Below are 26,267 nucleotides of genomic sequence, written 5' to 3'. Positions count from 1 at the left end.
TTAGACCAACCTCAAGTGTCGATGCGAGTCGACGCCGACTGTGTCGGCAACGACTTCCATCGCCCTCTTCCACGACACGGCCATCTCGTCGAGTTGCTCACGCGGGTCCACCGCGCGGCCCCTGGAGGCACGCGCCATCTGAAACTGCACGCTCTTGGCCCCGGACGCCACTTTTCGGAAATCTGGCGCAGCTTCGCCTGTCCCGGAGAAACCTGCAGTGTCCAAAAACTCGCTGGCGTCGGCTGCCAGCTCCGCGCTGGCACCGCACTGACGAAGTAGCCCGAAGGACCAGAGGTGAAAGGCATCCATACCCGCCCCCTGCACCCATTCGAGGTCGTCGATCACCCGGCGTCCCAGCTCTCGCACGGGATTACCCGCCGCTCGAACCGCTACGTTCCGCCGAGCCACTTCGGCGATGTTTCCGGCGTTGGTCGCGTGAACCGGATTCAACCTGATCTGTTCGACGTAGGGCACGAACGAAGGAAGTGAGGAACGATCGAGATCGAAGACGCCGGAGAAATCGTCGCCTCGCAGCACGTAGTACCCACTGTTGTGGAAGTACTCGAGCTCGCCGGCAACGCGATCGATCCGATTGGGCACGATCGTGGTCTTGGTGTGCCCCTCGTGATAACTCGTTCCGAGAGTGTCGGGAAGCCAGTATCCGTCGACTTCAACCGTCGACAGCATTCCAACCGCGAGGTTGTCCTCGACATGGATCAGCGGTGCCCGCCAGACGTTCATCTCGGCGACTTCGATTCCGTACAGCGCGTAGATGTCCTCGGCCTTGAGCTTGAGGAACGTCCACTGAGTCCCGTCGAACCGCGATGAGAAGGCACATGCCAATGCCGGGACGGGGTCCAATCCCAGCGAATGCAACACTTCGATCCACAGATCCGTATAGCAGTTGGTCTGCGCCCACACCCGGTCGTCCTGGTGCAACGAATGGGGTTGGTAGCGATCAGGTGAAATGTCGATGAGCCGGGACATCAGATGCCCATTCGTTCGCGTACGGAGGTTGGCCACGCAGCCACATCAAGACCATGAGTCCGCAACAAGGACAACGCGATTCGCTCCATCCCGAAGCCGACGCACGAGCTGTGCGCCACCTCCCCCTCCGCCGTTCGGATGTCGAAGTTGACACCGAAATGGTCGAGATGGTTGTTCGAGGACACGATCGCCGTGCCCTCGTCGAGATCTCCGTAGAGCCGAACCGTCAGTTCCGTCTTGAGATTCTCTTCACGCTGGTTGGCTGCAAGCATCTTTCCGGCGCGTCCGAAGAAAGGATCATTGGCAATCACCGGGGTGGCGTCGAGTTCGAGCCGGCCGAGCACCTCGAGCCCCCGCTCGATCCAGTGCTCGCGATGCGCTCGCGCTGCCGCGGCGTCACCGATCGTCACGAACTCGTGCATCCGAAACGCTTGCATGCGAGCCGGATCGATCGCCGGTTCGTGCCGGAAGCAAAACCCGTAGATGTCCAGCAGCACCCCGCCTTCGGGGAGAACTCCGGTGTATCGCGCATAGGCAGGATGGCACGCTGCCGACACGAGCATGGTCTCGGTCGGCTCGAGGTGGCGATCCCACGATTGCCCGTCGGCGCGATCGGCCAGCAGTCGCGCGTGATCGCGATTGGAACCAGCGAAGGTGTGGATGGCGCCGGTGAGGTTGGGAAACGAAGCGATGTAGTCGGTGCGCTCGAAACTGCTACGCGGGAACACCGGCGGGAACCGCAGCCGAGTCGCGGCGTCGCCTGGCCCCGCTGCAACCACCACTCGGTCGATACCGTCGACGATGTCCTCGAACACGCCGGAACGCCCGTAGAGTCCCGGTACCTCTGTCTCGACGAGTAGTCCTTCGACGAGCAGTTCGCGTTGAAATGCAGCCCGAGCCCGATCCAGATCGGTCTCGCCTGTCACAGTCTCGGTTGTCACATTCTCCGTCGTCATAGCGTTCCCCGGTATCCGATAGCCATGTGCGCTGAACCTGCCATGATTCGATCGTTGTTCACCATCACCGCTGCGCCGTGCGCGTCACGAAGGTGCCGACCGAGTGAAAATTCGGTGTCCTCGCGATATCCCGAGATGCCACAGATCAGCATTGTCTGCCCCACGATTTCCACCACCGCGGTGGAGGCTGTGACTTTCAGGTTGTTCATCGCGAGCGAAAAGCCCACCGCTCCCGTCGCCTCGAAATCGGCGGCGCCTTCCGCAGCGTGAACTGCGCGGTCGTACCTGCGTGCAGAGGCGTCGACAAGATCGGCGAATTGTTGTGCCGAAGCAGCAACTTCGGCGAGCCGCAGCGCTCCGGGGGAAGTGACTCCGGGCTGCTTGCGGGCGGCGGCACGCACGTACTTGCGTGCCTTCTCGACTGCAGCGTCGGCAATTCCCAACCACACCGAGCTCCAGACGACGTGCGAGACCGGAAGCATCGTATGGGTGGAGATATCGGAATACGGTACGTCGGCGACCATCTCGGGCGTCGAGGTGGCCCGAAGGATGTAACCAAGACTGCAAGTTCCCCTGAGTCCCAGCGTGTTCCACTCGGTGGTGCGTTCGAGCGTCAGGTCTGGGGTACGACACACAACGAGAACCTGATCGTTCGGCTGACTCTCCGGGGTTCGCCGAGCCGTCACGACTATCGCGTCGGAGTGTTCGCCGTACGAAATGACAGGTGCGTTCTTGATCAACAGCAGGTGACCGCCCAAGTCTTCGACCGCGCAGTAACTCCGGCTGACGTCACCACCGATTCCCAGCTCAGTGGTTGCCGATGCCAACAGCAGTTGCTTGTCGACCGTTTCTTCGACAAACCCGCGTAGCGCTTCGGTGTTGCCGTGCTTGACCAACGAGTAGATTTGCGTCTGATGCATCGCGAAAATCATTCCGCTTGCTGCACAGCGTGTTCCGATCACACGGGCGATCTGCGACACTTCCTGCAGCGAGAGTCCTTCGCCGCCTAGTTCCCTCGGCACAGCTACCGACAGCAGCCGTTCGCTTCGCATGGCGTCGACAGCTTCACGCGGAAACCTTGCCTCGGCATCGACTTCGTCGGCCCACACCGCTGCAACTTCGTCGGCCAACCGTGTGGCCCGCTCGAGGGCCGTCCCGGTGGCGCACTGCGATTGCGGAGCGTTCATGCAGCACCCAACTCCGTCAACGCACCCTCGATCGCCTTGACGCTTGCGAAAGTACTCTTCCGCAACAACTCGTCAGGGAACTCGATGTCGAACGAATCCTCCAGCGCCAACATGACATTCACGCTCGCGTGCGACGTCAAACCCAACTCGTAAAGATCGGCCTCTCCATCGATCGTGCTCACGTCGACTGCCAGCCGACCGTGCTCGACGAGCACTTTCCGAATTGCCTGATCAATCATCAGCGATGTCGTCCTTCTTTTCGATGCGAGCGCCCGAGCGTGTTGCGATCACCATTGCGATGGCCACGTCCGCTTCGTGCGAGATAGATACTTGAAAATCGTGCAAATCCTGGGCCCGCGCGAGTTCCGCGGCATTGCCGGACAGCGTCACCCCACAACCACCCCACTCGGCCCGAGTGATTTCGATGGAATTCCACGGGACGGGAACGTCACCCGGCCTGAGCACCTTCACAACAGCCTCTTTGGCGGCGAAACGTGCGGCCAATCGTTGATCCCGTGCCGGCCCGGCGCACGTCTGCAATTCGTGCGGGGTGAAGGTCCGATCGAGATACCTCCGCCCGAAGAGTTCGATACTTCGAGTGACATCCACGACGTTCACTACGTCACAGCCGATCCGCGGGCCGATATCGAGCATCGGCGTCGGCGCAGTGTCACCCATCTGTTGACTCCCCATCTGGGGTCGTACACGCCGGGCAGCCCCCTATGCTGCCCGGTGCGCCGACGCCGTCACCCTGCACTGACAAACCTTCATTCTCAGCAATTCTTCAGCTACCGGTAGAACATACCGCAATCCGAAGATGATGGGCAAGATCAGACTTCCAGATTCCCATCAACACTATAAACATACTCTTAGTTTGTTTCGAATGCAGAACAAAAAGAACAATGTCGCTACCAGGACATTTGCAGCAAACTGACCAAAGGAGCAGTGCGGAGAGTCAGTGATTTCAGTGATCGCTGGCAAGGCGGCGGGCAGCGAATTGCCTGAAGTACTCCACTTTCGATTCCGGGACCACGATCGGAAGTATCAGGTTCCACGATGCCTTCATGGAGTCCGAAAGCTCACGAACGGTCCCGGTGGCGGCTGCCATCAGCCGAACTCCGGACGCCACTTCCAACAGGAAACGAGCAATGTCAGCAGAATCCGCGTCCGAACGCAGATCACCTTCGTCTGCCGCACGGCTGGCAAGTTCACGGTAAATGTCGAGCCACACGTCCAGAGTCGCCGGACCGGAGCCCCGATAGTCCCCGATCTCGACCAACAAGCGGAACGTCGCTCTAACCATGGCGTCATGCGCACCGATGTCGACGATGACGGACGAAATACCGATCAGCGACTCGAGTGCGGGAGTGCGACGGTCCAACCAGAGCTCACATTTTGCGTCGAAACGCGCCGAACCCTCGTCGATCACCGCCCGCGCGAGTTCTTCCTTGGACCCGAAATGGAAGTACAGCGCGCCTTTGGTCACCTGCGACTCGGCGATGATCTCGCTCAAGCTGGCATTGGCATAGCCCAGGCGCAAGAACACACCCGCTGCTCCGCGCAGCACCGAATCACGGGTGGCTTCTGCCCGCTCTTGCCTCACCATCGATCCGGCCTCCAATCACCACACATCGAACGAATCCTTGGTCTTACCCGTTCACAGCGTCAAAATGGAAGGCACGGTTCGGCATTCAACCCACCCTGCAAACAAATGAGACATTTGCCCATCAAACGATCGTGATACAGCGAACACAGCTTAGACCGCGATCCATCTCTGCGCGGCAGGCGCGCCTGGTTAACCCTCCAATTGTGGGTCGGCTTCCAGATTCGTCAGCCCATTCCAACACAAATTCACGAGATGAGCGGCGACAACTTCCTTCGACGGAGTCCGTTCGTCGAGCCACCAAGTGGCCGTAGTGGACACCATGCCGACAAGCGCCTGTGCGTACATCGTTGCTAGTCCGGGGTCGAAACCGCGTCTGGAGAAGTCCCCCGCAAGCAGGTAGCCCACCTGACTGATCGCATCGTTGAGCAAGCTCGAATACGTCCCACTGGGCGCAACAACGGACGAATCGCGCACGAGTATCCGAAATCCGTCAGTGTGCTCTTCCACGTAGGTGAGCAAAGCCAACGCAACCCGCTCGACTCGAACTCTCGAGCGATTTTGCGAGAGCGAAGACGTGATCATCTCGAGGAGTCGCGACATCTCCCGGTCCACTACTACGGCGTACAGCCCCTCCTTGCCGCCGAAGTGCTCGTACACGACCGGCTTGGACACGTTTGCTCGCTGGGCGATCTCCTCGATCGACGTCGCTTCGTATCCCCGTTCGGCGAACAATGCCCGCCCGATCTCGATCAGTTGTTGCCGACGTTGGGTACCGGTCATCCGGATCCGTGTCACTCGTTCGGGAACTGGATCCCCGCCACCCGAACCGGACACCGCCGCCATTGTCTTCCTCTCGCCGACACACAAATTACTGCTGTGGACGCTCAGCCTATCGGGACTTCGGGGACCCAATCAGAGGAGCGGTTCGACCTACGGCGGGTCGGCATGCGATTATTCTTGCGCGCGTTCGGCCGCAAGGCTCGGCAATGCGTGGCAATCCGCCGTGGTGTAATGGCAGCACCTCTGATTTTGGTTCAGATAGTTCAGGTTCGAGTCCTGGCGGCGGAGCTGGTGAACAACATGCATTTCCCGAGCGGAAATGCGTGTCTTGATCGACAGCTTGATCGACAGTTTGATCGACAGAGGGAGCTCAAACCAGTGCAGACCGCCGTGATCGTTCTCGCAGCGGGTGCCGGTACACGAATGAAGTCGAAGACTCCCAAGGTCCTCCACACTCTCGCCGGACGCAGCATGCTGGCACATTCGCTTCACGCGGCAACCTCACTGAACCCCACGCACCTGGTGACCGTCGTCGGTCACGATCGTGAGCGTGTCACCGAAGCAGTCAACGCAGTCGCGAGTGAACTGGGCCGGCCCGTCACCGTCGCCGTTCAGGACGAGCAGAAGGGCACCGGGCACGCCGTCAGTTGCGGACTCGAGGGTCTGCCGGCCGACTTCGCCGGAACCGTACTCGTGACCGCCGCCGACGTGCCGCTGCTCGACGGCAAGACCATCGCAGACCTCCTCGCTCAGCACACTGCCGCTCCCGCGGCCGCGGTCACGGTGTTGACGTCGACTGCCCTCGACCCCACCGGCTACGGACGGATCCTTCGTACGACGGACGGCGAAGTCAACGCCATTGTCGAAGAGAAGGAAGCCACCGATTCGCAGCGCTCGATCACCGAGGTCAATTCAGGTGTCTACGCCTTCGACTTCGAGACTCTGCGCGATGCGCTGGCGTCTCTCGACTCCAACAACGCACAGCACGAGTTCTATCTCACTGATGTGATCATGATCGCCCGTCGCGCGGGCAAGCGTGTTCGCGCGCAGCACATCGCGGATTCGGTTCTCGTCGCGGGCGCCAACGACCGCGTGCAGCTCTCGACGCTCGCCCGCGAGATGAACCGTCGGATCCTCGAGACGTGGATGCGTGCCGGCGTCACCGTCGTCGATCCGGCGAGCACGTGGATCGATTGCGGCGTGCACATCGCACAGGACGTGACGCTCCTGCCCGGAGTTCAGTTGACCGGCACAACGTCGGTGGGCGAGGACGCCGTGATCGGCCCCGACACCTCCTTGGACAACGTGAGCGTCGGGGAGCGCGCGCAAGTCGTCCGCTCCCACGGGACCGACTCCGTGATCGGAGCCGACGCGACCGTCGGTCCTTTCGCCTACCTGCGGCCGGCTACACGTCTCGGTGACCACGGGAAGATCGGCGCATACGTGGAAACGAAGAACGCGGACATCGGCGAGCATTCGAAGATTCCGCATCTTACCTACGTCGGCGACGCCACCATCGGCCATCACAGCAACATCGGGGCTTCGAGCGTCTTCGTCAATTACGACGGCGTGAACAAGAGCCGTACTGTGGTGGGGTCGCATGTGCGAACCGGCTCCGACACGATGTTCGTCGCCCCGCTCACCGTTGGTGACGGCGCATACACCGGGGCCGGAACCGTTCTGCGAAACGACGTACCGCCAGGGGCGCTTGCCGTCTCGGGTGGTTTGCAGCGCAACATCGAGGGCTGGGTTCAGAAGAATCGTCCCGGCACGCCCGCGGCCGATGCTGCAGCAGCTGCACAACCTGACAGCCCTGCAACAACCTGACAGCCCTGCATTACCTGACAGCACAGATCACCACCAGATCGACCGGCAAGTACAAAAGGATGGCATGAACCAGTGACTGCGAATTGGATCGACAACCAGAAGAACCTGATGTTGTTCTCGGGTCGCGCTCATCCCGAGTTGGCGGAGCAGGTGGCGAAGGAACTCGACATCCGCGTCACCCCGCAGACCGCGCGTGACTTCGCGAACGGTGAGATCTTCGTTCGATTCGAAGAGTCGGTTCGCGGCTCCGACGCGTTCGTCCTGCAGAGTCATCCGGCACCGCTGAACACGTGGGTGATGGAGCAGCTCATCATGATCGACGCTCTCAAGCGTGGATCGGCAAAGCGCATCACCGCCGTTCTTCCGTTCTACCCGTACGCCCGCCAGGACAAGAAGCACCGCGGACGCGAGCCGATCTCCGCTCGCCTGATCGCTGACCTGCTCAAGACTGCCGGCGCCGATCGCATCATCACGGTCGACCTTCATACCGATCAGATCCAGGGCTTTTTCGACGGCCCCGTCGATCACATGCACGCACACAGCCAGTTGGCCAACCATATTCGCGCGGGCTACAACCTCGAGAACATCACGGTGGTCTCCCCCGACTCGGGCCGCGTTCGCGTCGCCGAGAAATGGGCCGACTCGCTCGGCGGAGCGCCGCTGGCGTTCATTCACAAGACGCGCGATCCCTTGGTACCCAACCAGGTCAAGTCCAACCGCGTGGTCGGTGATGTCGAGGGTCGCACCTGCATCCTGATCGACGACATGATCGACACCGGCGGAACCATCGCCGGCGCGGTCAAGGTACTCAAGGAGGCCGGAGCGGGTGACGTCGTCATCGCTGCAACCCACGGCGTCCTCTCCGACCCTGCTGCCGAGCGCCTGTCGACGTGTGGCGCAAAGGAAGTTGTTGTCACCAATACACTTCCGATCGACGAGTCGAAGAAGTTCCCGACGCTGACGGTGCTGTCCATCGCACCGCTGCTGGCTCGCACCATCAAGGAAGTTTTCGAGAACGGTTCTGTGACTTCACTGTTCAACGGCAGCGCCTAGTCTCACGCTGCTCTACGGGCGCGTACCTGTGACTTCACGGTCACTGGTACGCGCCCGTCGTCGTCTTCGTGAACACCACAGAAACAGACCACCCGGTCATCATGAAACCACCTGTGGGACACACGAATACCACCGAATACGGCATTCAGCATGATCTTGATCACGCCCACGACCAGAAACCCAGGTCGATGTTGGGGCGGTGTTCACCGCGCCGCAATCTTCGCCTAGTGTGGCTCGTCGTGATCGACGCGCAAACCCTGGAATCCCGGCCCGAATCTCATTCCCTGAATTCATCAGTTCCGACGATCCGGCGGTGGCGCCCAGGATCTTGTGTCTGGTGCGGAGACGACAACTCCGTGGACATGTTCCGCAACGAACCCCGCTGTGGAAAATGTCGTGAAAACGAAGGCATCATCGACGACGCGAAGCGCTTCCTCGGTATGTACGGTCTGCGCCCGCTCGGCGGCACGCTGCAGTCCGACGACGACGAAGAACGCGAGTACCGCGTCAACGCTCGCGAGGCTCGCCGAGTTCTGAACGAGATCCGCATGGACGTCCTTCCCGATGCGGCCGCCGTTCGCAAGGCAATTCGGCCCCGTGCCGCAACGGTTGTCGCCGACACGTCACCCGCACGGGCTTCCCGCCCCGCCAGCACGGGCACAGCGACGCGCGTTGCCGCTCCGGTCAAGACGGACACCGTGGACATCGACACGCTCCAGGCTCGCGTCCTAGGGCTTCTCGATCAGCTCGGTTCGATCGACGAGCAGATCAAGGTCGCCGAACTCGCACAAGGGTTGCCGGCGCGCGCGCGACTGAGCGATCTCAACAAGCAGAAGGCCACGGTTCTTCGCACGCTGGCCGCTCTCGAGAAGGCTCGCATCGCCGCCTCCAACTAATTCCTTCGCGTCCGTCCCACGGCCCCGTCTCCCTTGCGAGACGGGGCCGTTCTGTATGAGCAGGTACCTTTACGAATCGTGAATGACATCACCATCACCTTTGTCGTGCTTGCACTGGTCGTGGCGCTGTTCGTGATCGGCCGAATCCCGGTCGGCATCATCGCGATCGGCACTGCCCTGGCGCTCTACGCCACCGGTGTCATCACGATGGAGCAGGCGCTTGCCGGATTCGGCGATCCCACGGTGGTGTTCATCGCCGCGCTCTTCGTCGTCAGCGAAGCCCTCGACGCCACCGGTGTCACCACGTGGGCGGGCGAGAAATTGCTGGCAAAAGTCGGTGAATCCCGAGTCCGTCTCTTGAGTGCGATCATGTTGCTGGTTGCCGCGTTGACCGCATTGATCAGCGTCAACGGAGCCGTAGCCGCGTTGGTGCCGATGGTGGTCGTCTTGGCAGTGCGTCTCGGTAAGTCGACGTCACAACTGCTTCTGCCGTTGGCATTTGCCGCCCATGCCGGTTCGATGCTCACCTTGACCGGAACACCGGTCAACATCATCGTTTCCGAAGCCGCCGAGGAATCCGGGGCCGGTGCTTTCGGGTTCTTCAGTTTCACCTTGGTCGGTGCGCCGCTCGTATTGGGAACGATCGCGATCGCCGTACTTCTCGGTCCTCACGTCCTCCCCCATCGTGCGGGGACGTCGATGTCGCCTGACCTGAGTCGGCACGCCAAGACCCTCGCGAAGCAGTATCAGTTGATGGGCAAGGATGCGCCGTCCGCAGAGCCCTTGATCACCAAGCACGACGGTGTGGTCGAAGTGATAATCCCGCCGCGCTCGGAAATGATCGGCGACAGGGCTTTTCCCGGCATGGTGACCGACAGTGGCGATCTGGTGATCCTCGCGGTCCAGCGTGCCGGTGAGGACTGCGGCCCGAAGGGCGTCAAGTTGGCGGCAGGTGACACGCTCCTCCTGCAAGGCAGCTGGGACGATCTCGACACCCACACCGCGGTCGATCCGAATGTCCTCGTGGTCGACGCACCTGGTCAGATCCGTAAGCAGGCAGCGCCGTTGGGAACTCGCGCGGTCATCGCCCTCGTCGTCGTCGCGGCGATGGTCGTGTTGCTGACCTTCGGATTGGTGCCGTCGGCGATAGCCGGACTCCTCGCGGCGTGTGCGATGGTTTTGTTACGAGTGATCAGCGTGGAGCAAGCGCATCGGTCCATCTCGTGGACCACGTTGATTCTCGTCGGCGGAATGATCCCGCTCTCGACCGCGATCCAGCAGACCGGCGCAGCCGAGAAACTCGCTCATGCCTTCGTCGACGTCGTCGGTGGTGCAAGCCCGTATGTCGTCGTCGCCGGACTCTTCGTCGTGACGGCGACGCTGGGTCAGCTGATCAGCAACACCGCGACCGCGCTGATCATCACGCCGATCGCCATCTCGGTCGCCGGCGAACTCGATATCTCGGTGCTGCCCCTTCTGATGACGGTGACCGTCGCTGCCGCAGCCTCCTTCCTGACGCCCGTCGCCACTCCCGCGAACATGATGGTGATGGGACCTGGCGGATACAAGTTCGGCGACTACTGGAAGCTCGGACTCCCGATGTTGTTGTGGTTCCTGGTAGTTGCGACGGTGTTGATCCCAGTGATCTGGAGTTTCTGATGTGCTCACCGAAGGTGTTGTCGGAGGTCTACGAATCGATCGGACGAGAGGGCCGGAAAGTCAGCCGACGATCTATGTTCGCGGCGCTCGGCACTACTGCGCTCGGTGCGACCGTCGTTACCGGCGCGGTGCAGCCCACTGCGTCGGCAGCGCCATCGGGTCGGACCATCGTCGATCTGACCCATGTACTGACGCCGGATTTCCCGGTGTGGCCGGGCGCGCGCTCGTTCGAGATGAGGAACCTGGCGAAGATCGCCGACGCCGGCGGATCTCTGGGCTCGCTCGGGTCCGCTGGTTTCGGCGGAAACTTCTACCTCAACGAACTCCGCCTCGAGGAACACACCGGTACGCACATCGACGCGCCCGCGCACGCCAGTGCGGACGGAATCACTGTCGAGAAGATTCCAGTCACCGACCTCGTCGTACCGATCGCGGTCGTCGATATCAGCGCCCGAGCCGCCGTCGACCCTGACGCGTTGCTCACCCGTCAGGACATCCTCGATTGGGAAGCCGTCCACGGGACAATCTCTCCTCGCAGCCTGGTGGCGATGAACTCGGGTTGGGATACCCGGGCCGGTGCCGGCGGAGCCTTCACGAATCGAGATGTACACGGCGTGCAACACACTCCGGGATTCGCCCCCGAAGCGATCGACTTCCTCGTCCGCGAGCGCGACATAGTGGCCGTGGGTTCGGACACCCTCAGCATCGACGGGGGCCGAAGCACCACCCACGGGGCTCACCGAAGCGCTTTGGGCTCAGGAAAGTACGCAGTCGAAGCCCTCGCGAACCTGTCCGCACTTCCGGCCGTCGGCGCCACGGTGATGGTGGGAGCGCCGACGCATGCGGGTGGTTCGGGTGGTCCGTGCCGGGTCATCGCCTGGTATTGAAGATCAGGGCGTTGGCGTCACCCGCAGCACCTTGTCGCCTGCTCCGTTGTCGGTGGTCACCAGGAGCGAGCCGTCCGGCGTCGGAGTCACCGAGCGCAAGCGCCCGAACTGGTTCACCAACCCGAAGGTCTGCGCGTCGACCGAGCGTCCGTCGGCACTGAGGCGGAGGAAGATCAGTTCCTTGCTCTTGAGACCACCCATTACGAGCGCACCGTCCCAGGCACCCCACGCGGCTCCGCCCGTGAAGGCAGCGCTGGCGGTAGCCAACGTGGAGCTACCCGAACGCCACACCGCCGCAATTGCTCCCGGCACTCGCACCGGATCGGTCATCGGCACGGATTCGTCGTACGTTCCGGGAAGCCGATCCGGGCGGTAGCCGTAATTTCCGCCGGGGGTAAGCAGATTGACTTCGTCGTCGACGCTTGTGCCCTGTTCAACCGAGTAGACCCGGCCGGTTCCAGGTTGCACGGCCAAGCCTTGGACGTTGCGATGCCCGAGCGTGTAGACGGGGCTGCCTGCATTCGGATTCCCCGCTGCTGGAGATCCGTCGGCGTTGATGTGCAAGACCTTGCCGCCCAACGAATTCGGATCCTGCGGAACGCTCGGCGTCGCGGTGTCACCCGTCCCGACGAACAGCGTTCCGTCCTGCGCCGCAAGAATTCGGCAACCCCCGTGACGCCCGGACGAGACCGGGATTCCTGGCAATACGGTTCCGGTTCGAGTGAGGGCGGTCCATCCGGCGTCGACGGTCCACGAGATCACTCGAACGTCCGTGACTCCCCCAGCGCTGAATCCCTGGCAGGTGTAGAGGGTGCGCGACTGAGCGAAGTCAAGGGCAAGCGCGATGCCCATGAGCCCGGTTTCGGACTGAGCGTAGAGATCCGAAAGGTCAGCAGAGACTGGACCTGTCGTGTTGTCGCCTCGGCGAACGAAGAATCCGCCGGACCGTTGTCCCGTCAGGATCGCGCCGTCCGGGGCTGCCACGACGTCCCAGGGGTGATCGAGTCCGTCGACGAGTGTGGTGACCGAAAGCTGCGGGAGGGTGTTCTCGATGGGGATGTCAGGGTCGTCACCGCCCAGCGATCCGGTACTGCCGTTGCCGAAACTGCCGGGGTCGAAGGGGAAGGGTTGAGCCACGCTCTGCGTTACCGGCATCACCAGTACTGCAGTCAGGGCCACGGTCAATGCGGCGAGCTTCGGATGACGCACGCGTTCTCCTCGGGTCGGAAACCGTTCTGCGCCTCACTATAAACAGACAAACACCATTTTTCGGGCCCTCTCGCTATACCCGCAGGCCACAGGAGAAACGAAACCCCTTCAGAAGTCGGCAAACTCCGGCAAGGCGTTCGCCAGTGGGGACGCGTTGCGTCTTGATGCAGATCGTGCCTTCCGCCAACCGGGCACACTCCAGTCCAGGAGGTATTCGAGATCCGCTTCCACTCCCCTGTCCCGAAGTCCGAAACGTCGTTCCAGCGCATCGTCGTCCGTCAAATGCAGTCTCGCCGCGTCGGGCACTCTCAGTTCGGGGTCACAGAATGGGCCTACGGGCGCGGTAACCGTTCGTCGTCCTGACGGATCTTTCCACTCCAGAAGACCACCTCCGATTTGCTTCACTGTCCACCTGCCAAACGTCTTCAGTCGGTGATGTTTTCGACACAGACAGGCCAAGTTCCGTTCTGCAGTAGGCCCTCCCTGAGCGGGGTTGCCGTGATCGAACGGCACCGTGTGGTCGATATCGCAACTATCAGAACGCACAACACAATTCGGAAAGCGGCACGTACCGTCTCGCGTCCTTACAATCGTCGCCAACGCCGCGGACGGCTGGTACGTGGATTCACCGCGCCGCGAACCACTGTTCCTTCTCGAGCGATTATCCCTTGCCGCAGCGGGCAATATCTCCGGTGAGCGCATCGACCGACCCACGCCGAGCACCGGTCCGACTGCCCCCGCAGTCGAACAATGTTGCACCTCGGACGGTGCAAGGGTGAGGACTCTCTGCCACGTGGCGTCCGCGGCGATCGCGCGCGCAAGGTCGGCATCGATGTGGCCGTACCCCTGCAAATAGCCTGGCAGGTCGTCGAATCCGAGCAGGGTGGAAGCGTTGACACCCACAAGAATTGTCGCAATCGGGAGCGCGGAGGTCTTCGTATCACCCCTACGGGTGCAATCGCCGTCGCACTGACAATCCAACGACGTCTTTCCTTCCGCCAATGCGATCAGTGCATCGGCACGACGTTGCCCGAAAGTTCTCGGATCGGAACCACACACCTGCATCGACATCGCACGGAGCCTGGTGGCCAAAGTCTGAGCGCCGACCGCTGGAAGCATTCCGTCCAGAGTCGACATACCGTCGTGCGACGCGCACGTTCGAACGTCCCGATCCGCCTCCGCACGAACTCGCCTGGCACGCACCCCATCAGGGTCGTACCGAGCAATGAGACCTCGTGCGCGCGCCTTCAACTTGTTACCGGTTGCACGGCAGGCACCGTCCACGAGGAGTCGCTCGATCTCATCGAGCGCGTGCTCGGAAACGTTGGCGAGAGCTTCGGACAGTGCCGTCGCTTTGGCCAGATCGATGTCACCGCAAGCAAAAGCGGCCGCCACCCGCGGAAGTCGCCAGCGCAGGTCACATCCCAGTGCAATCATTTTCTGCGCGGCGTACTCCGTAATGCTCAGTATCGACGCGATCTCCACGTGCGCGAATTGACCCCGAAAAGCCTCATTGACTCCAACCGCGGCATCCTCCTCACAACGGTCCAAGTACAGCGCAGTGACCGCGTCGATCTCGAGGAAGTGGGCGCGCGCGATTTCCGCATGCTGCCGAAACAGCGCGCCCGCGGAAGTCTTCGATTCGAACATATGAGCGATTCTACGGGCGCCCACCGACAAGTTTTTGCGGAATCCCGGGGTATTCACCGATACCTTTTGCGCTCCGATGTCACTACGTTCAATCGCATGACTCAGCATCCGACACGAGATCAACCGTACTTCGGCATAGCGATATTCGAGTTGGGGAAGAATGACGGGGTCGGGTGCTTCTACCGAGAGGACTGTTATCTCATCTGGGCTGGCGACCCCGCTGAGGCGCAGTCAAAATTCGAGCGCAAGGCCGGCGAGCAGGAGTATCCGCTCGGCGCGAGCGATGACCAGTCCTATGTAAAACTCGCGCATCTCGTGGATCTTGCGCCGGTGTCCGACGCTGTCCATACTGGCACCGCCGATCTCTACTCTCGACACTTCTCAAATATTGCCGCCTACAGAACTTTTGAGACACTTCTAGGAGGAGACAGCATCCTCTGACAAGCGCCCACTTCACGCCCGCTGCGCGCACAACAACGCGAAGCGCTGATCCTGATCTGTCCACACCTTCCGTACCCCGAAGCCCGCGGACGCGAGCTCCGCGGCAATCCCGTCCTCGGTGAACTTCGCCGAGATCTCGGTGCGCAGCTGCTCGCCCGCTGCGAAGGTGATCTCCAGATCCAGGTCGTCGATATGCACCGAGAGTTCACGAAGTGCTTCCAACCGCATTTCGATCCACTGGTTCTCGGCATCCCAGAGCGCGACGTGACGGAAGTCTTCCAAGGGAAAGTTCGCTCCCAGTTGCTTGTTCAGGACCGCGAGAACGTTGAGGTTGAACTGGGCAGTCACGCCGGCAGCGTCGTCGTAGGCGGGCACGAGAACCGCCGGATCGATCACCAATCCCACCCCCAGGATCAGGTTCTCCCCCGGAGCGAGCACCGCTGCGATCCCCGAGAGGAACTCGGCTCGTTCTGCGGGAACGAGATTACCGAGAGTTCCGCCGAGAAAAGCGACCGCGCGCCGTCCACCACCGGGCAGATGATGCAGCGAACCGGTGAAGTCGCTGACCACTCCGAGCACGTCGATTCCGGGAAACTCGGCACCGACTTGCTGCGCCGCGCCTTCGAGGGCCGTCACCGAAACATCCTGCGGTACATACGTTCGCAGAGTTCCGCGAGCCGTCATCGCGTCGAGGAGTAACCGCGTCTTCTCCGAGGAACCTGAACCCAGTTCGATCAGGATCTCGGGTTCGGTCAACGCCGCGATCTCGTCGGCGTACTGCGTGAGCAGGCCGCGTTCGGTACGGGTGGGGTAATACTCGGGTAAGGCCGTGATCTCCTCGAACAGTTCACTTCCACGCGCGTCGTAGAACCATTTGGGCGAGAGCCACTTCGGCGTAGCGGTCAGACCCTCCCTGGCCTCGGCTCGCAATGCGTCGACCGATTCGGCCGGTGTCAGATAAACCTCGAGCGTAGGGGTTTTCATTTTTCTCCCATCGGGATCGGGGTGATGATCACATGGCCGGGACGCGCGCAGACGATGTGCCGGTCCGGCACCTGCTCCCAGTCCGGGGATCGATCGAACGGTTCGGAAACGATCAGGGCCCGCGACTCGTCGGCCCGCGTGTACAACGTGTGGCCCCACGCCGTGGCCCACAGTTCCTGCCCGTCACCGAACAGGAAGTTCAATCGTGAATCCGGCGCCGCCGCAGCTACATCGTGAACGAGGCTCGTCACGGCGACCTCCGCGGGCTTCGACTTCAACCGATGCCGAAGCACTGTCCACAACAAGGCAGCATCCGTCGGGGCGGGCATCTTCAGCAGTTCGACGGCCGGAACTTCTGCCGCCAAGTCGGCAAGTGATCCAGGCCAACCGGATACCGCTCCGTTGTGACTGAAAGCGTAGGTTCCGTCGACGAACGGTGCGCAGGCACCGATCTCGACGGCCATCCCCTCCGTCGCGGAACGTACGGCGGCGAGAACGGATCCGGAAACGATGTGGGACAACGTCTCGTCGACTGTCGGGTCCGACCAGATCGGCGAGATACTGCGGTACCGTCCCTGTCTTCCACCGTTCCACCACACCGCACCGAATCCGTCGGCATTGATGGTCCCGCCGCCACGCATCTCGCGAGGTGCCCACGACTGTCGCATCAGTGAGTTCTCGCCGTCGTTGATGAGTTCACGAACCGAACGTGGCGGCCCGAGGTACCCGAGGTGCCGACACATGTCAGGGTCTAACCGAAATCGTTCTGGCGCAACGGAAACCCGAGAAGATCTGGCGCCTGATCGGATGGTCCCAGTTACGGAACGTCCCACGACAGGCAACGCTGTCGGTCCCGAACGATCCCCCTCGCAACACCTTGTAGTCGCCGCCGAAGAATACCTCCGAGTACTCCCGATACGGGAAAGCCCGGAAACCCGGATACGGATGGAAACCCGAAGACGTCCACTCCCATACGTCGCCGATCAACTGCTCGACACCCGCTGCTGACGCCCCTGCTGGGTAAGAACCGACGCCGGCGGGGCCGAGATGGCGTTGACCGAGATTGGCGAGATTCTCGTCTGCGGACGCGTCCCCCCACGGGAACCGTCGTGATCTTCCGGATTCCGGATCCCAGCGCGCGGCCTTTTCCCATTCCGCCTCGGTGGGAAGCCGTTTGCCTGCCCAGCTGGCGTAGGCCTCGGCCTCGTAGTAGCTCACATGCACGACCGGCTTGTCCGGCGGAACCGGAGCCTCGACGCCGAAAGTCTCGTGCCACCAACCCGAATTGTCGTGTTCCCAGAACAGGGGTGCACGAAGTTTCGCGTCGACGCGATGCCGCCAACCGTCGCGAGACCACAGTTCCGGTCGGGAATACCCGCCGTCCTCGATGAATTCGACGAACTGCCCGTTCGTGACCGGGAATTTGTCGATCGCGAAGTCGGTGAGATAGACCTGATGCGCAGTGCGCTCGTTGTCGAGTGCCCACGGTTCGTCGTCGGTCCCCATGACGAAGGGGCCGGCGGGAATCGTGACCTCGTCGAGTTCCGGCATGCGGGCCGCTTGCGGAGCGGGAGTCGCAACGAGTGCCGTGGGCCCCGAACGCAATTGGTGGGTCGCGAGCATGGTCTCGGCGTGTTGCTGCTCGTGCTGCGCGATCATCCCGAAGGCAAAACCGTCCACGTCGAGTTCTGTACGACCGAACGTGCTGGCTTCGAGCACATCCCAGACCTTCCCACGGACCGTACGTACGTATTCGCGCGCCTCGGCCGGGTTGAGCAGGGGAAGTGTGGGTCTCGACGATCTCGAATGCTTGAAAGCGTCGTACAGCTCGTCTATGTCGCTACGCACCGGATCGCGGCCACCGACATCACGCACCAACCAGAGTTCCTCTTGATTACCGATGTGCGCCAGGTCCCACACGAGTGGACTCATCAACGGGGAATGCTGAGCGATCAATTCGGTATCGTCGACGCAGTCGGTGAGCAGCGTCGACCGCTCACGCGCTCGCAGAAGTACGGCCTCGACCGCTTCCTTGGTGATCTCCCCCGTCATGTGTCGCTCTCACCGGGCACGATTGCGCGACAACACCGTTCGGCTGCGGCATCGAGAAGACGAACGAACTGCGGCTCTGGCGCGTACGACGCGGCAAGCGACATCAGAGAGGTTGCAGCCGAACGCAGTTCGACATCGTCCAATCCGTACTCCGCCGCGTCTCGCCACCGCCCGGCCGTAGATGCTGCAGCATCACTGGCCTCCCTCATCACGGCAGGCCCGGACAGCAACGCGTCGATCGCTGCTACCGGTACTCGCCACAGATCTCCCGGCTGCGCATCGATGTAGCGAACCTCCAGATGCCCGACGGCGCGAACCGGCGGGAACAGCGTGGACAGGTGATAGTCCAAGTCTGCCCAGACGGGTCGGCGTCCGATCTCGGCATCCACAGCGCCGTCTATCCAGTCTCCGAAAGTGGCACCCCGCGGAGCCGTCCAATCGTCACCCTCGTTTCGCACACACATCAGCGGAACATCGAGCGCCCAGCCGGCGTAGTCCTGCACTTGCGGGACTGCGACCGTTCGCCATGAATCGAGTTCGAGCCACGTCCGCATGCGTTGGGACGCCCAATCTCCCTTCGGAACCCCTTGCAAGCGTGGAGAACACGCAAACGCTGCGATGAGAGCCGGGCCCATGTCCCCGAGGAGCCGCCAACGCTGGGCGATGGACTCCGGGCTGCCGCCGGCATCGACACTGATCTGTACTGCCGCGGTATTGCACATCATCAAGGTGCCGTACGGTCCTATCCCGGCGAAGCGGGATTCCATTGCGCAATAACGCGGCAGCCGGAGAATCCGGGAAGGTGGGCGGGCGACGTCGGCCGCCGCAGAACTGATTTCGATGGAGTACGGCGCGAGGAGTGTTTCGAGAGTACGACGGTCGTCGTCGAGGCAGTCACACAGTTCGCGAGCGGACGTGCGCGGCGCTGAGGAGAGTTCTATTTGTCCGCCAGGTTCTACGGTGACGAGGCTGCCACGCGGAAGCGGTGCCGCCGGTGAATCAGGGTCGATGCTGGTGGGTGCATGTCGCCCGAGTGCCCTTGCCAGAGTCGCGGCTGACGGCCTCTCTCCACCGGGAACGTGGCTGGTCAGCCACTCGAGCTCAGCTCCTACCAAGCGGGGTGGCCCCTGTTTGAAGCACACACCACCGACGTAGGCCTCGGCCGCAGGACGCGAATCCACCTGCGTGGTCTGTGCTGCTGTCAACGCTGCTGTCACCATTCGACTTCCCCTTCGGGCGGTCTTCGCGGTCGCTACCGACGATAGAACGCCAACGTCCGAGATGCACCCTTTGTGGTGTTACGTGTCGTTGAATTTCTTCAGTCGTATCCACCGGTACCCACAACCGGCCAGAACAACACCTACCCCGAAAACAACCGCAATCCACGGAAGTGTGACCACCAGAACGACACAACCAGCCGCGCCGACCGCTTGCAGCCACTTCGGATACATCCGGTCCACCCCGCGCTGGCTGTACGCACTCACGTTCGCGACGAGGTAGTAGAGCAGCACTCCGAACGACGAAAAGCCGATCACCCCACGAAGATCGGTTGTCGACACCAAAACGATCACGACAGCACCGACCACAAGTTCCGCATGGTGAGGTACCTCGAACCGTGGGTGGACGGCTGAGAGGGCAACCGGCAGATCACGCTCGCGTGCCATCGCCATCGCCGTACGGCTCACCCCCGCGATCAGAGCCAGCAGCGCCCCCGCCGACGCCGCCGCGGCACCGATCACCACTACGGGAACTGCCCAGTTCCACCCGGTCGCGCCCACTGCATCGGCCAAGGGCCGTGCCGAGTTCGCCAGCCGATCAGGTCCCAACGTCACCAACAGCACCACTGCTACCAGTGCATAGAGGATGACGGCAACGGTGAGAGCAATCAGGATCGCCCGCGGAATCGTGCGGCGCGGATCGCGCACTTCCTCCCCCAGCGTCGCGATCCTGGCGTAGCCGGCGAAGGCGAAGAACAGCAGCCCCGCCGATTGCAGGATTCCGTACCACGACCCGAACGCGAGATCCGGGAGCTCGCGCACTGCACCAGGACCGACGACGGCAACCAGCAGCGCTACGCACAGTGCTGTCGCCGACACAGCGACGATCACCCTGGCCATGTGCGCCGTCCGCGTCACTCCGCGGTAATTGACTGCAACCAGCGCCGCCACCACCAATACCGCGACGGGAACACGCCAGGCGGTAGGCGCAACATACGTCGCGAAAGTCAGGGCCATGGCCGCGCAACTCGCGGTCTTCCCGATCACGAACGACCAGCCTGCGGCAAACCCCCACCAGGGTCCGAGCTGCTCACGTCCGTAGACGTAGGTCCCACCTGACGTGGGGTATCTGGCCGCAAGCTGCGCCGACGACGTCGCGTTGCAGAATGCGATGAACGCTGCAATCGCCAGGCCCACAAGCAACCCGGTACCGGCCACCGCGGCAGCGGGCGCGAACACCACGAAGACTCCGGCGCCGATCATCGCGCCGAGGCCGATCACCACGGCATCGGACGTGCCCAGCCTTCGCTCCATCGGGACAGCTTCGTTCACAGGTAGTTTGAACCACACCGACATGAACGGAAGGTGCCATGTTCGATCTCGACACGATCCGCCGCGACACTCCCGGATGCCTCGACAAGGTGTTCCTCGACAGCGCGGGATCCTCGCTCCCACCCGAGCCTGTGCTGACCACGATGATCGAGCACCTGCGACGTGAAGCCGACGTCGGCGGATACGTCGCAGCTGCTCGTCAGAGCGGCGCCCTGGCTGCTGTTCCGCATTCGCTGGCCCGGGTCATCGGCGCTCAGGCAACCGATATCGCGTTGACGGACAGCGCGACCCGCGCGTGGAATGACTTCTTCGCCTCGGTTTCGCTTGGACCTGGTGATCGAATCCTCATTAGCGGAGTCGAATACGCGAGCAACGCCATCGCCGCGCTGGGGCGGGCGCGTTCGACCGGCGCCCACGTCGAGATCATCCCGAGCGATCAGTACGGACGCATCGACCTCGACGCACTCGAGAACATGCTCGACGATCGGGTTCGCCTCGTCTCCGTCGTCCACGTCCCCACCAACGGCGGCCTGATCAACCCCGTTTGCGAGGTCGTCGAATTGGCCAGAGCCCATGGCTCTCTCGTTCTGCTCGACGCGTGCCAGTCCTTCGGCCAGTTGCCCATCGACGTCACCGAACTCGGCATCGACGCCCTCAGCGCCACCGGCCGCAAGTGGCTCCGCGGGCCACGCGGAACCGGATTCCTGTACGTCCGCCCCGGACTCGTCGACGCGCTCGAACCTGCTGCGATGGACCTGCACGGAGCGGAATGGACGAGCGAGAACAGCTTCGTCCCTGCACCGGACGCAACACGATTCGAACTCTGGGAGACGAGTGTCGCTGCGCGCCTGGGTCTTGGCGTCGCCGCCGATTATCTGCTCTCGATCGGCACCGACACGGTGTGGGCACAGATCGAATCCAGAGCAGTCGCGCTGCGGCAAGGGCTGGCATCGATTCCCGGAGTCGACGTCCACGATCGAGGGACCCAGCTGAGCGGCATCGTTTCCTTCACCGTCGAAGGTATTTCCGAGCACCTCGTGCGGGATCAGCTTGCAGCACAGAACATCACCGTCACCGTCAGCGGTCGCGGGTCCACACTCCTCGACATGGATGCACGCGGGCTCGACGCCGTGGTTCGCGCATCGCCGCACTACTTCGTCGACGAAGCGGACCTGGACGCATTCCTGGGCGCGGTCAGGAGATTACAAACCTCCCGTTGACCGGGACCACGCCTGATCCGCGGACGTCGAAACTGCAACTGTGTGGCGATCAGTAGTTTCGTCTTCCGAAAGGACGCTTCGCATGGCCGACCCGACCGTCAGACCGATCTCCGCTGCAGACATCACCACCTGGGACTACGAGGCCGACGTCGTCGTCGCGGGATACGGCATCGCCGGCGTCACCGCTGCGATCGAAGCAGCGCGTGCGGGCGCCGAGGTGCTCGTCCTGGAGCGGACGGGCGGTTGGGGCGGAGCCGCGTCACTGGCTGGTGGATTCATCTACCTGGGCGGTGGAACGCCGTTGCAGAAGGCGTGCGGGTTCGAGGACTCGGTCGAGAACATGAAGACGTTCATGAAGGCAGCGCTCGGCCCCGGAACCGACGACACGAAGATCGACGCGTACTGCGAGGGCAGCGTCGATCACTACAACTGGCTCGTCGACGCCGGGGTCCCGTTCAAGGAATCGTTCTGGGGTCAGCCCGGCTGGGAACCGCCGTACGACGACGGCCTCATGTACTCGGGCGGCGAAAACGCCGCACCGTTCAACGCGCTCGTCGATCCCGCGCCTCGCGGACACGTCCCGCAGATGAGCGAGAAGAAGACCGGCGAGCAGGGCGGCGGCTACATGCTGATGAAGCCACTCGTCGAGACGGCCGAAAAGCTCGGTGTCCGTGCAGAATACGATCTGCGTGTCCAGACTTTGGTGGTCGACGGCGATCGGGTCGTGGGAGTTGTCGCCAAGCGCTACGGCAAGGACGTCGCGATTCGTGCCCGCAAAGGCGTCGTGCTTGCGATGGGCAGTTTCGCGTACAACAACGAGATGGTGCGCTCGAACGCACCGCGTATCTTCGGCCACCCGGCGGCCTCGATCGAAGCGCACGACGGCCGCGCAATCCAGATCGGTCAGGCTCTGGGCGCCGACACCGCACACATGGACGCCACCGAGGTCGCGTTCTTCTGCGACCCACAGTTGATGGTGCGCGGCATTCTTGTCAACGGCCGTGGTCAGCGATACATCCCCGAAGACACCTACCCGGGCCGCATCGGACAGGCAACACTGTTCCAGCAGGACAACCAGGCATTCCTCGTGATCGACGAAGCTGCGTACGAGGAAGGCATGAATGCCGAATCGTCCAGTGCGCAGTTGCGGGCGCAGCCGACCTGGGTGGCGGAAACCGTCGAGGAACTCGAAGCCGAGATGGGGCTTCCCGCCGGATCGCTGCAATCGACCGTCGACCTCTACAACCGTCACGCGGCTGAAGGGTCCGACCCGGTGCTCGGCAAGAAGTCCGAGTGGGTCAAGCCGATCGTCGGCCCGTTCGCGGCAATCGATCTACGTGGCCGCACAGGCGGATTCACGCTGGGAGGATTGAAGACAACCGTCGATTCCGAGGTTCTGCACGTCTCGGGTGCGCCGATCCCCGGACTGTTCGCAGCGGGGCGCTGCACGTCCGGTGTCTGCGCAGGTGGTTACGCCAGCGGAACCAGTCTCGGCGACGGCAGCTTCTTCGGACGTCGTGCCGGAATCAGCGCAGCGCGCTAGGTCACCACAACCCGCACGCCGTCGGCAAAGCGGTACGGCTGAGTCTGCAGAACCGCGCCGAGGTGTTTCCTCAATCTGGACACCTCGGCGCGCACTGCCACCACATGCTCGCGATCACCGAAGAGCACTTCGCTCAGGCCTGCGGCATCCACGCCAGCCGATCCCACAGCTGCCAGCGCACGCAAGATCTGAGCGTGACGCGGCGAAAGCGCGCGCGTCCAGTTTGCATCACCACGCACCGTCACCTGCGGCGATGCACCGAGGGACAGCTCGAGCTCGATCACCGGCCCGCCGACGCCGGTGCGCAACAGCCAGCCGTCACCGAGCGGCTCAGGCAGACACATCCCAAGACCTGGCACGATGACGGGCTTTCCCGCACTGGGTGCCGCCACCCGGTCAGGCGCGGCAATCCCGCTGGCGCCGGCCACCCAGCCGAACTCGTCGACCACCAATGCCGGACCCGTGCCCGCCGCGAACAATGGCGCCGCCCGCGAGCGCAGGCGATCGAGCTGAGCTGCATGCTCGCGCCACAGCGTCGCCTCCGCGAGGCGAACCGCGGTGCGAACCAGCGCGACAGTGGTGGGATGCACCGAGGCTGCGGACCCGCTGATGTCCACCACGCCCAGGATCTCGCCTGTCCGGGGGTCGTGCACAGGCGAGCCGGTACATGACCAATTGTGATGCGTCGGCGCATAGTGCTCGGCCGAGAAGAGTTGCACCGCAGAATCTTCGATCAGCGCGGTACCGATCGCGTTGGTACCCACCGACTGCTCCGACCAGCGCGCGCCTTCGGCGAACCCGAGTGCGTCCGCCGCACGTTTGACGGTCTTCGCCCCTTCGCGCCAGAGCAGGACACCGTCGGCGTCGGCAACGACCACGATGAAGCCCGCGTCCTCGGCGACCTCGGTGAGCGTGGTTCTCAGTTCGGGCAGAACGCTGCGCAGCGCGGTACGCGAACGCCTCGACTCCAACTCGGAGAAATCGGCGACAGCGGACGCGCCGCAATGATCGGGCGCGAGCCCACCCGCAGCCACCCGCGACCACGACCGCGCCACGACGGTCCGCGGCTGCGCCGGTGGTTCCTGCCCCGAGAGAACTGCGTCGTGCACCCGGCTCAGTAGGCGCGCATGCTGCGACAGGTCGGTACCCGGCACGACGGCACCGAGCCGACTGCCTTCGGGAGCGCTCCCCACGGTGGTCACTCCGTCAGGCTACCGCTTTCGATGTGACGCGAACCACGTCCACACGGCCAGGTCCCCACCACCTGCGATTAGCGGCGGGGAGCAAACTCCGGTAACGTATCCAAAGTTGTCTCGGCGAGGGTGAATCGCAGCAGTTCCACACGTTGCAGGTTTACCGTGATCGACGCGGCTACGGCTCAGCTCGAGCGTTTCGCTCCTGGCCGTGTGCGCGCCTGTCCGCCTTGCCGCAGGCAAAACCACACGTCAGTAAACCGAGCACGAACCCCGTGAGTTGTAGGAGCCGTTTCATCATGTCTGAAGAAAACAACCTCGTCGCCGTCGTCCGCACCGAATTCGGCAAGGGCGCAGCTCGCCGCGCACGTCGCGACGGCCAGGTCCCCACGGTTCTGTACGGCCACGGCGAAGATCCCCGCCACCTCAACGTGCCGGCTCGCGACTTCGCTCGCATCCTCCGCGCACAGGGCACCAACGCCATCCTCACCCTCGACATCGAGGGCACGGAGCAGGTTGCACTGACCAAGTCGGTCGTCGTGCACCCCATCCGCAGCTACATCGAGCACGCTGACCTCCTCGTCATCAAGAAGGGCGAGAAGGTCACCATCGACGTTCACGTCGTAGTCGTCGGTGACGCTGCTGCAGGCACCATGGTCGCGCAGGATGCATCGACCATCTCCATCGAGGCAGACGCCCTCCACATCCCCGAGCAGATCGAGGTCTCGGTCGAGGGCCTCGAAATCGGCACCCAGATCCTGGCAAGCCAGCTCGAACTGCCCGCCGGCTCCGTCCTGCAGGCTGACGCCGACACCCTGATCGTCAACGTCGTTGCTGCACCGACCGAGGCTGACCTCGAAGAGGGCGCAGAAGCTCCCGCCGCCGACGAGGCTGCAGAAGAGGCCTGATCCTCTCGGTTCCAACAGAACTCACTGCGCGCGGCGCGTCATTCCGATTCGGAGTGACGCGCCGTTCGTGCGTAGCAGGAAAAACAAGCCAGAAAGTAGCGTCCGTTGAGCACAGATACCGCCCTCGTCATCGGCCTGGGTAATCCCGGCCCGCAGTACGAGAAGACCCGGCACAACGTCGGCTTCATGGTCGCCGGCACCCTTGCCGGGCGCATGGGCGGAAAGTTCAACGTACACAAGAAGAGTGGCGCCGAAATCGTCGAAGGTCGCCTCGCCGGCCGACGCGTGATTCTCGGGAAACCACGCTCGTACATGAATCTCTCGGGTGGCGCGGTCGCCGGTCTCGCGCGATTCTTCTCGGTCGATGCCGCGAACATCATCGTCGTCCACGACGAACTGGATCTCGATTTCGGGACCATCAGACTCAAACTCGGCGGCGGCGAAGGCGGACACAACGGTCTGCGGTCCATTTCGAGTTCGTTGACCACCAAGGACTACCTGCGCACGCGCGTCGGGATCGGTCGCCCGCCGGGCCGAATGGACCCGGCGGACTACGTTCTCAAGCCGTTCTCGTCCACGGAGCGAAAAGAACTCGATCTCGTGTGCGAAGAAGCTGCGGATGCAGTGGAGCTACTGCTCGAACTCGGGCTCGAAGCCGCACAGAACCGCTTGCACTGACA

At 62.8% G+C, this 26,267-nt stretch carries 25 protein-coding genes and 1 tRNA gene; 11 read left to right on the top strand and 15 right to left on the bottom strand.

Annotated elements, in window-relative coordinates:
* From EEB12_RS23970 to EEB12_RS23940, 7 genes are all read right to left on the bottom strand, one after another.
* On the bottom strand, positions 1-987 hold the full coding sequence (locus tag EEB12_RS23970) for a DUF1839 family protein (RefSeq protein WP_021345086.1): 987 nt from the start codon (positions 985-987) through the stop codon (positions 1-3).
* Complete coding sequence (locus EEB12_RS23965) at positions 987-1,943, bottom strand: amino acid--[acyl-carrier-protein] ligase (protein WP_141488617.1); 957 nt, start codon at positions 1,941-1,943, stop codon at positions 987-989. Before EEB12_RS23965 ends, EEB12_RS23970 begins: the two co-directional genes overlap by 1 nt.
* On the bottom strand, positions 1,940-3,130 hold the full coding sequence (locus EEB12_RS23960) for an acyl-CoA dehydrogenase family protein (protein WP_020908563.1): 1,191 nt from the start codon (positions 3,128-3,130) through the stop codon (positions 1,940-1,942). Before EEB12_RS23960 ends, EEB12_RS23965 begins: the two co-directional genes overlap by 4 nt.
* Complete coding sequence (locus tag EEB12_RS23955; protein WP_003946296.1) at positions 3,127-3,369, bottom strand: acyl carrier protein; 243 nt, start codon at positions 3,367-3,369, stop codon at positions 3,127-3,129. Before EEB12_RS23955 ends, EEB12_RS23960 begins: the two co-directional genes overlap by 4 nt.
* Entirely contained in the window at positions 3,362-3,808 is a 447-nt protein-coding gene (locus EEB12_RS23950) for a holo-ACP synthase (protein WP_020970291.1), read from the bottom strand. The genes EEB12_RS23955 and EEB12_RS23950 overlap by 8 nt, the downstream gene beginning before the upstream one ends.
* A 286-nt stretch (positions 3,809-4,094) precedes the next feature.
* Entirely contained in the window at positions 4,095-4,736 is a 642-nt protein-coding gene (locus EEB12_RS23945; RefSeq protein ID WP_003946317.1) for a ScbR family autoregulator-binding transcription factor, read from the bottom strand.
* Between the two features lie 189 nt (positions 4,737-4,925).
* On the bottom strand, positions 4,926-5,579 hold the full coding sequence (locus tag EEB12_RS23940; protein ID WP_019744652.1) for a TetR/AcrR family transcriptional regulator: 654 nt from the start codon (positions 5,577-5,579) through the stop codon (positions 4,926-4,928).
* A 154-nt stretch (positions 5,580-5,733) separates the two neighbouring features.
* Between EEB12_RS23940 and EEB12_RS23935 the strand changes: the two genes are divergently transcribed.
* From EEB12_RS23935 to EEB12_RS23910, 6 genes are all read left to right on the top strand, one after another.
* Positions 5,734-5,804: transfer RNA gene (locus tag EEB12_RS23935), tRNA-Gln, on the top strand.
* A gap of 90 nt (positions 5,805-5,894) precedes the next feature.
* Positions 5,895-7,343: a bifunctional UDP-N-acetylglucosamine diphosphorylase/glucosamine-1-phosphate N-acetyltransferase GlmU gene (glmU, locus tag EEB12_RS23930; RefSeq protein WP_141488616.1), complete on the top strand. Its 1,449-nt coding sequence runs from the start codon at positions 5,895-5,897 to the stop codon at positions 7,341-7,343.
* A gap of 72 nt (positions 7,344-7,415) precedes the next feature.
* Complete coding sequence (locus EEB12_RS23925; RefSeq protein WP_019744654.1) at positions 7,416-8,396, top strand: ribose-phosphate diphosphokinase; 981 nt, start codon at positions 7,416-7,418, stop codon at positions 8,394-8,396.
* 239 nt (positions 8,397-8,635) lie between these two features.
* Complete coding sequence (locus tag EEB12_RS23920; RefSeq protein ID WP_024487329.1) at positions 8,636-9,292, top strand: hypothetical protein; 657 nt, start codon at positions 8,636-8,638, stop codon at positions 9,290-9,292.
* Positions 9,293-9,370: 78 nt separating this feature from the next.
* Complete coding sequence (locus EEB12_RS23915; protein WP_019744656.1) at positions 9,371-10,951, top strand: SLC13 family permease; 1,581 nt, start codon at positions 9,371-9,373, stop codon at positions 10,949-10,951.
* Complete coding sequence (locus tag EEB12_RS23910; protein ID WP_141488615.1) at positions 10,951-11,838, top strand: cyclase family protein; 888 nt, start codon at positions 10,951-10,953, stop codon at positions 11,836-11,838. Before EEB12_RS23915 ends, EEB12_RS23910 begins: the two co-directional genes overlap by 1 nt.
* Positions 11,839-11,841: 3 nt before the next feature.
* Here the strand turns inward: EEB12_RS23910 and EEB12_RS23905 are convergent, their stop codons facing one another.
* Entirely contained in the window at positions 11,842-13,047 is a 1,206-nt protein-coding gene (locus tag EEB12_RS23905; RefSeq protein ID WP_141488614.1) for a PQQ-dependent sugar dehydrogenase, read from the bottom strand.
* 108 nt (positions 13,048-13,155) lie between these two features.
* Positions 13,156-14,697, bottom strand: coding sequence for an HNH endonuclease signature motif containing protein (locus EEB12_RS23900; protein ID WP_084325320.1), 1,542 nt, complete (start codon positions 14,695-14,697; stop codon positions 13,156-13,158).
* 96 nt (positions 14,698-14,793) lie between these two features.
* Between EEB12_RS23900 and EEB12_RS23895 the strand changes: the two genes are divergently transcribed.
* Positions 14,794-15,138, top strand: coding sequence for a DUF4288 domain-containing protein (locus EEB12_RS23895; protein WP_046379990.1), 345 nt, complete (start codon positions 14,794-14,796; stop codon positions 15,136-15,138).
* Positions 15,139-15,150: 12 nt separating this feature from the next.
* Here EEB12_RS23895 and egtD read toward each other — a convergent pair whose 3' ends face one another.
* The 5 genes from egtD to EEB12_RS23870 form a co-directional block, all read right to left on the bottom strand.
* Positions 15,151-16,122: an L-histidine N(alpha)-methyltransferase gene (gene egtD / locus EEB12_RS23890; protein ID WP_019744659.1), complete on the bottom strand. Its 972-nt coding sequence runs from the start codon at positions 16,120-16,122 to the stop codon at positions 15,151-15,153.
* On the bottom strand, positions 16,119-16,865 hold the full coding sequence (gene egtC / locus EEB12_RS23885; RefSeq protein WP_141488612.1) for an ergothioneine biosynthesis protein EgtC: 747 nt from the start codon (positions 16,863-16,865) through the stop codon (positions 16,119-16,121). The genes egtD and egtC overlap by 4 nt, the downstream gene beginning before the upstream one ends.
* A gap of 1 nt (position 16,866) precedes the next feature.
* Positions 16,867-18,174, bottom strand: coding sequence for an ergothioneine biosynthesis protein EgtB (gene egtB, locus EEB12_RS23880; RefSeq protein WP_141488611.1), 1,308 nt, complete (start codon positions 18,172-18,174; stop codon positions 16,867-16,869).
* Positions 18,171-19,394, bottom strand: a complete 1,224-nt coding sequence (gene egtA, locus EEB12_RS23875) for an ergothioneine biosynthesis glutamate--cysteine ligase EgtA (protein WP_019744662.1) — start codon at positions 19,392-19,394, stop codon at positions 18,171-18,173. The genes egtB and egtA overlap by 4 nt, the downstream gene beginning before the upstream one ends.
* 78 nt (positions 19,395-19,472) lie before the next feature.
* Positions 19,473-20,747, bottom strand: coding sequence for an APC family permease (locus EEB12_RS23870; protein WP_019744663.1), 1,275 nt, complete (start codon positions 20,745-20,747; stop codon positions 19,473-19,475).
* Between the two features lie 14 nt (positions 20,748-20,761).
* Between EEB12_RS23870 and EEB12_RS23865 the strand changes: the two genes are divergently transcribed.
* Together EEB12_RS23865 and EEB12_RS23860 are read left to right on the top strand one after the other, a co-directional pair.
* Positions 20,762-21,943 carry an aminotransferase class V-fold PLP-dependent enzyme gene (locus EEB12_RS23865; protein ID WP_019744664.1) on the top strand — a complete coding sequence of 394 codons (1,182 nt, stop codon included), beginning with the start codon at positions 20,762-20,764 and terminating at the stop codon, positions 21,941-21,943.
* An 82-nt stretch (positions 21,944-22,025) separates the two neighbouring features.
* Positions 22,026-23,486 (top strand): FAD-dependent oxidoreductase, encoded by a 1,461-nt coding sequence (locus EEB12_RS23860; RefSeq protein ID WP_029255897.1) that lies wholly within the window; start codon positions 22,026-22,028, stop codon positions 23,484-23,486.
* Here the strand turns inward: EEB12_RS23860 and EEB12_RS23855 are convergent.
* Positions 23,483-24,688 carry a GAF domain-containing protein gene (locus EEB12_RS23855; protein WP_019744666.1) on the bottom strand — a complete coding sequence of 402 codons (1,206 nt, stop codon included), beginning with the start codon at positions 24,686-24,688 and terminating at the stop codon, positions 23,483-23,485. The genes EEB12_RS23860 and EEB12_RS23855 overlap by 4 nt on opposite strands.
* A 290-nt stretch (positions 24,689-24,978) precedes the next feature.
* Between EEB12_RS23855 and EEB12_RS23845 the strand changes: the two genes are divergently transcribed.
* Positions 24,979-25,587, top strand: coding sequence for a 50S ribosomal protein L25/general stress protein Ctc (locus EEB12_RS23845; RefSeq protein WP_020908579.1), 609 nt, complete (start codon positions 24,979-24,981; stop codon positions 25,585-25,587).
* A gap of 105 nt (positions 25,588-25,692) precedes the next feature.
* A complete protein-coding gene (gene pth, locus EEB12_RS23840; protein WP_003946229.1) occupies positions 25,693-26,265 on the top strand; it encodes an aminoacyl-tRNA hydrolase in 573 nt (190 codons plus the stop codon).
* Positions 26,266-26,267: the final 2 nt, after the last annotated feature.

Origin of the sequence: Rhodococcus sp. WS1 (genome assembly GCF_003797745.1) — a bacterium.
In the GTDB taxonomy this organism is placed as follows: domain Bacteria; phylum Actinomycetota; class Actinomycetes; order Mycobacteriales; family Mycobacteriaceae; genus Rhodococcus_F; species Rhodococcus_F erythropolis.
The sequence above is the reverse complement of the archived record's forward strand: the minus strand, read 5'-3'. Positions and strand labels throughout refer to the sequence as shown.

Coding starts and splice junctions, on each gene's coding strand:
- egtA (WP_019744662.1), bottom strand. CDS start 19,394: ATGGTGACAGCAGCGTTGACAGCAGCACAGACCACGCAGGTGGATTCG.
- EEB12_RS23845 (WP_020908579.1), top strand. CDS start 24,979: ATGTCTGAAGAAAACAACCTCGTCGCCGTCGTCCGCACCGAATTCGGC.
- EEB12_RS23950 (WP_020970291.1), bottom strand. CDS start 3,808: ATGGGTGACACTGCGCCGACGCCGATGCTCGATATCGGCCCGCGGATC.
- EEB12_RS23960 (WP_020908563.1), bottom strand. CDS start 3,130: ATGAACGCTCCGCAATCGCAGTGCGCCACCGGGACGGCCCTCGAGCGG.
- EEB12_RS23955 (WP_003946296.1), bottom strand. CDS start 3,369: ATGATTGATCAGGCAATTCGGAAAGTGCTCGTCGAGCACGGTCGGCTG.
- EEB12_RS23870 (WP_019744663.1), bottom strand. CDS start 20,747: ATGTCGGTGTGGTTCAAACTACCTGTGAACGAAGCTGTCCCGATGGAG.
- EEB12_RS23860 (WP_029255897.1), top strand. CDS start 22,026: ATGGCCGACCCGACCGTCAGACCGATCTCCGCTGCAGACATCACCACC.
- EEB12_RS23900 (WP_084325320.1), bottom strand. CDS start 14,697: ATGTTCGAATCGAAGACTTCCGCGGGCGCGCTGTTTCGGCAGCATGCG.
- egtC (WP_141488612.1), bottom strand. CDS start 16,865: ATGTGTCGGCACCTCGGGTACCTCGGGCCGCCACGTTCGGTTCGTGAA.
- EEB12_RS23965 (WP_141488617.1), bottom strand. CDS start 1,943: ATGACGACGGAGAATGTGACAACCGAGACTGTGACAGGCGAGACCGAT.
- EEB12_RS23910 (WP_141488615.1), top strand. CDS start 10,951: ATGTGCTCACCGAAGGTGTTGTCGGAGGTCTACGAATCGATCGGACGA.
- egtB (WP_141488611.1), bottom strand. CDS start 18,174: ATGACGGGGGAGATCACCAAGGAAGCGGTCGAGGCCGTACTTCTGCGA.
- EEB12_RS23895 (WP_046379990.1), top strand. CDS start 14,794: ATGACTCAGCATCCGACACGAGATCAACCGTACTTCGGCATAGCGATA.
- EEB12_RS23940 (WP_019744652.1), bottom strand. CDS start 5,579: ATGGCGGCGGTGTCCGGTTCGGGTGGCGGGGATCCAGTTCCCGAACGA.
- egtD (WP_019744659.1), bottom strand. CDS start 16,122: ATGAAAACCCCTACGCTCGAGGTTTATCTGACACCGGCCGAATCGGTC.
- EEB12_RS23945 (WP_003946317.1), bottom strand. CDS start 4,736: ATGGTGAGGCAAGAGCGGGCAGAAGCCACCCGTGATTCGGTGCTGCGC.
- EEB12_RS23970 (WP_021345086.1), bottom strand. CDS start 987: ATGTCCCGGCTCATCGACATTTCACCTGATCGCTACCAACCCCATTCG.
- EEB12_RS23865 (WP_019744664.1), top strand. CDS start 20,762: ATGTTCGATCTCGACACGATCCGCCGCGACACTCCCGGATGCCTCGAC.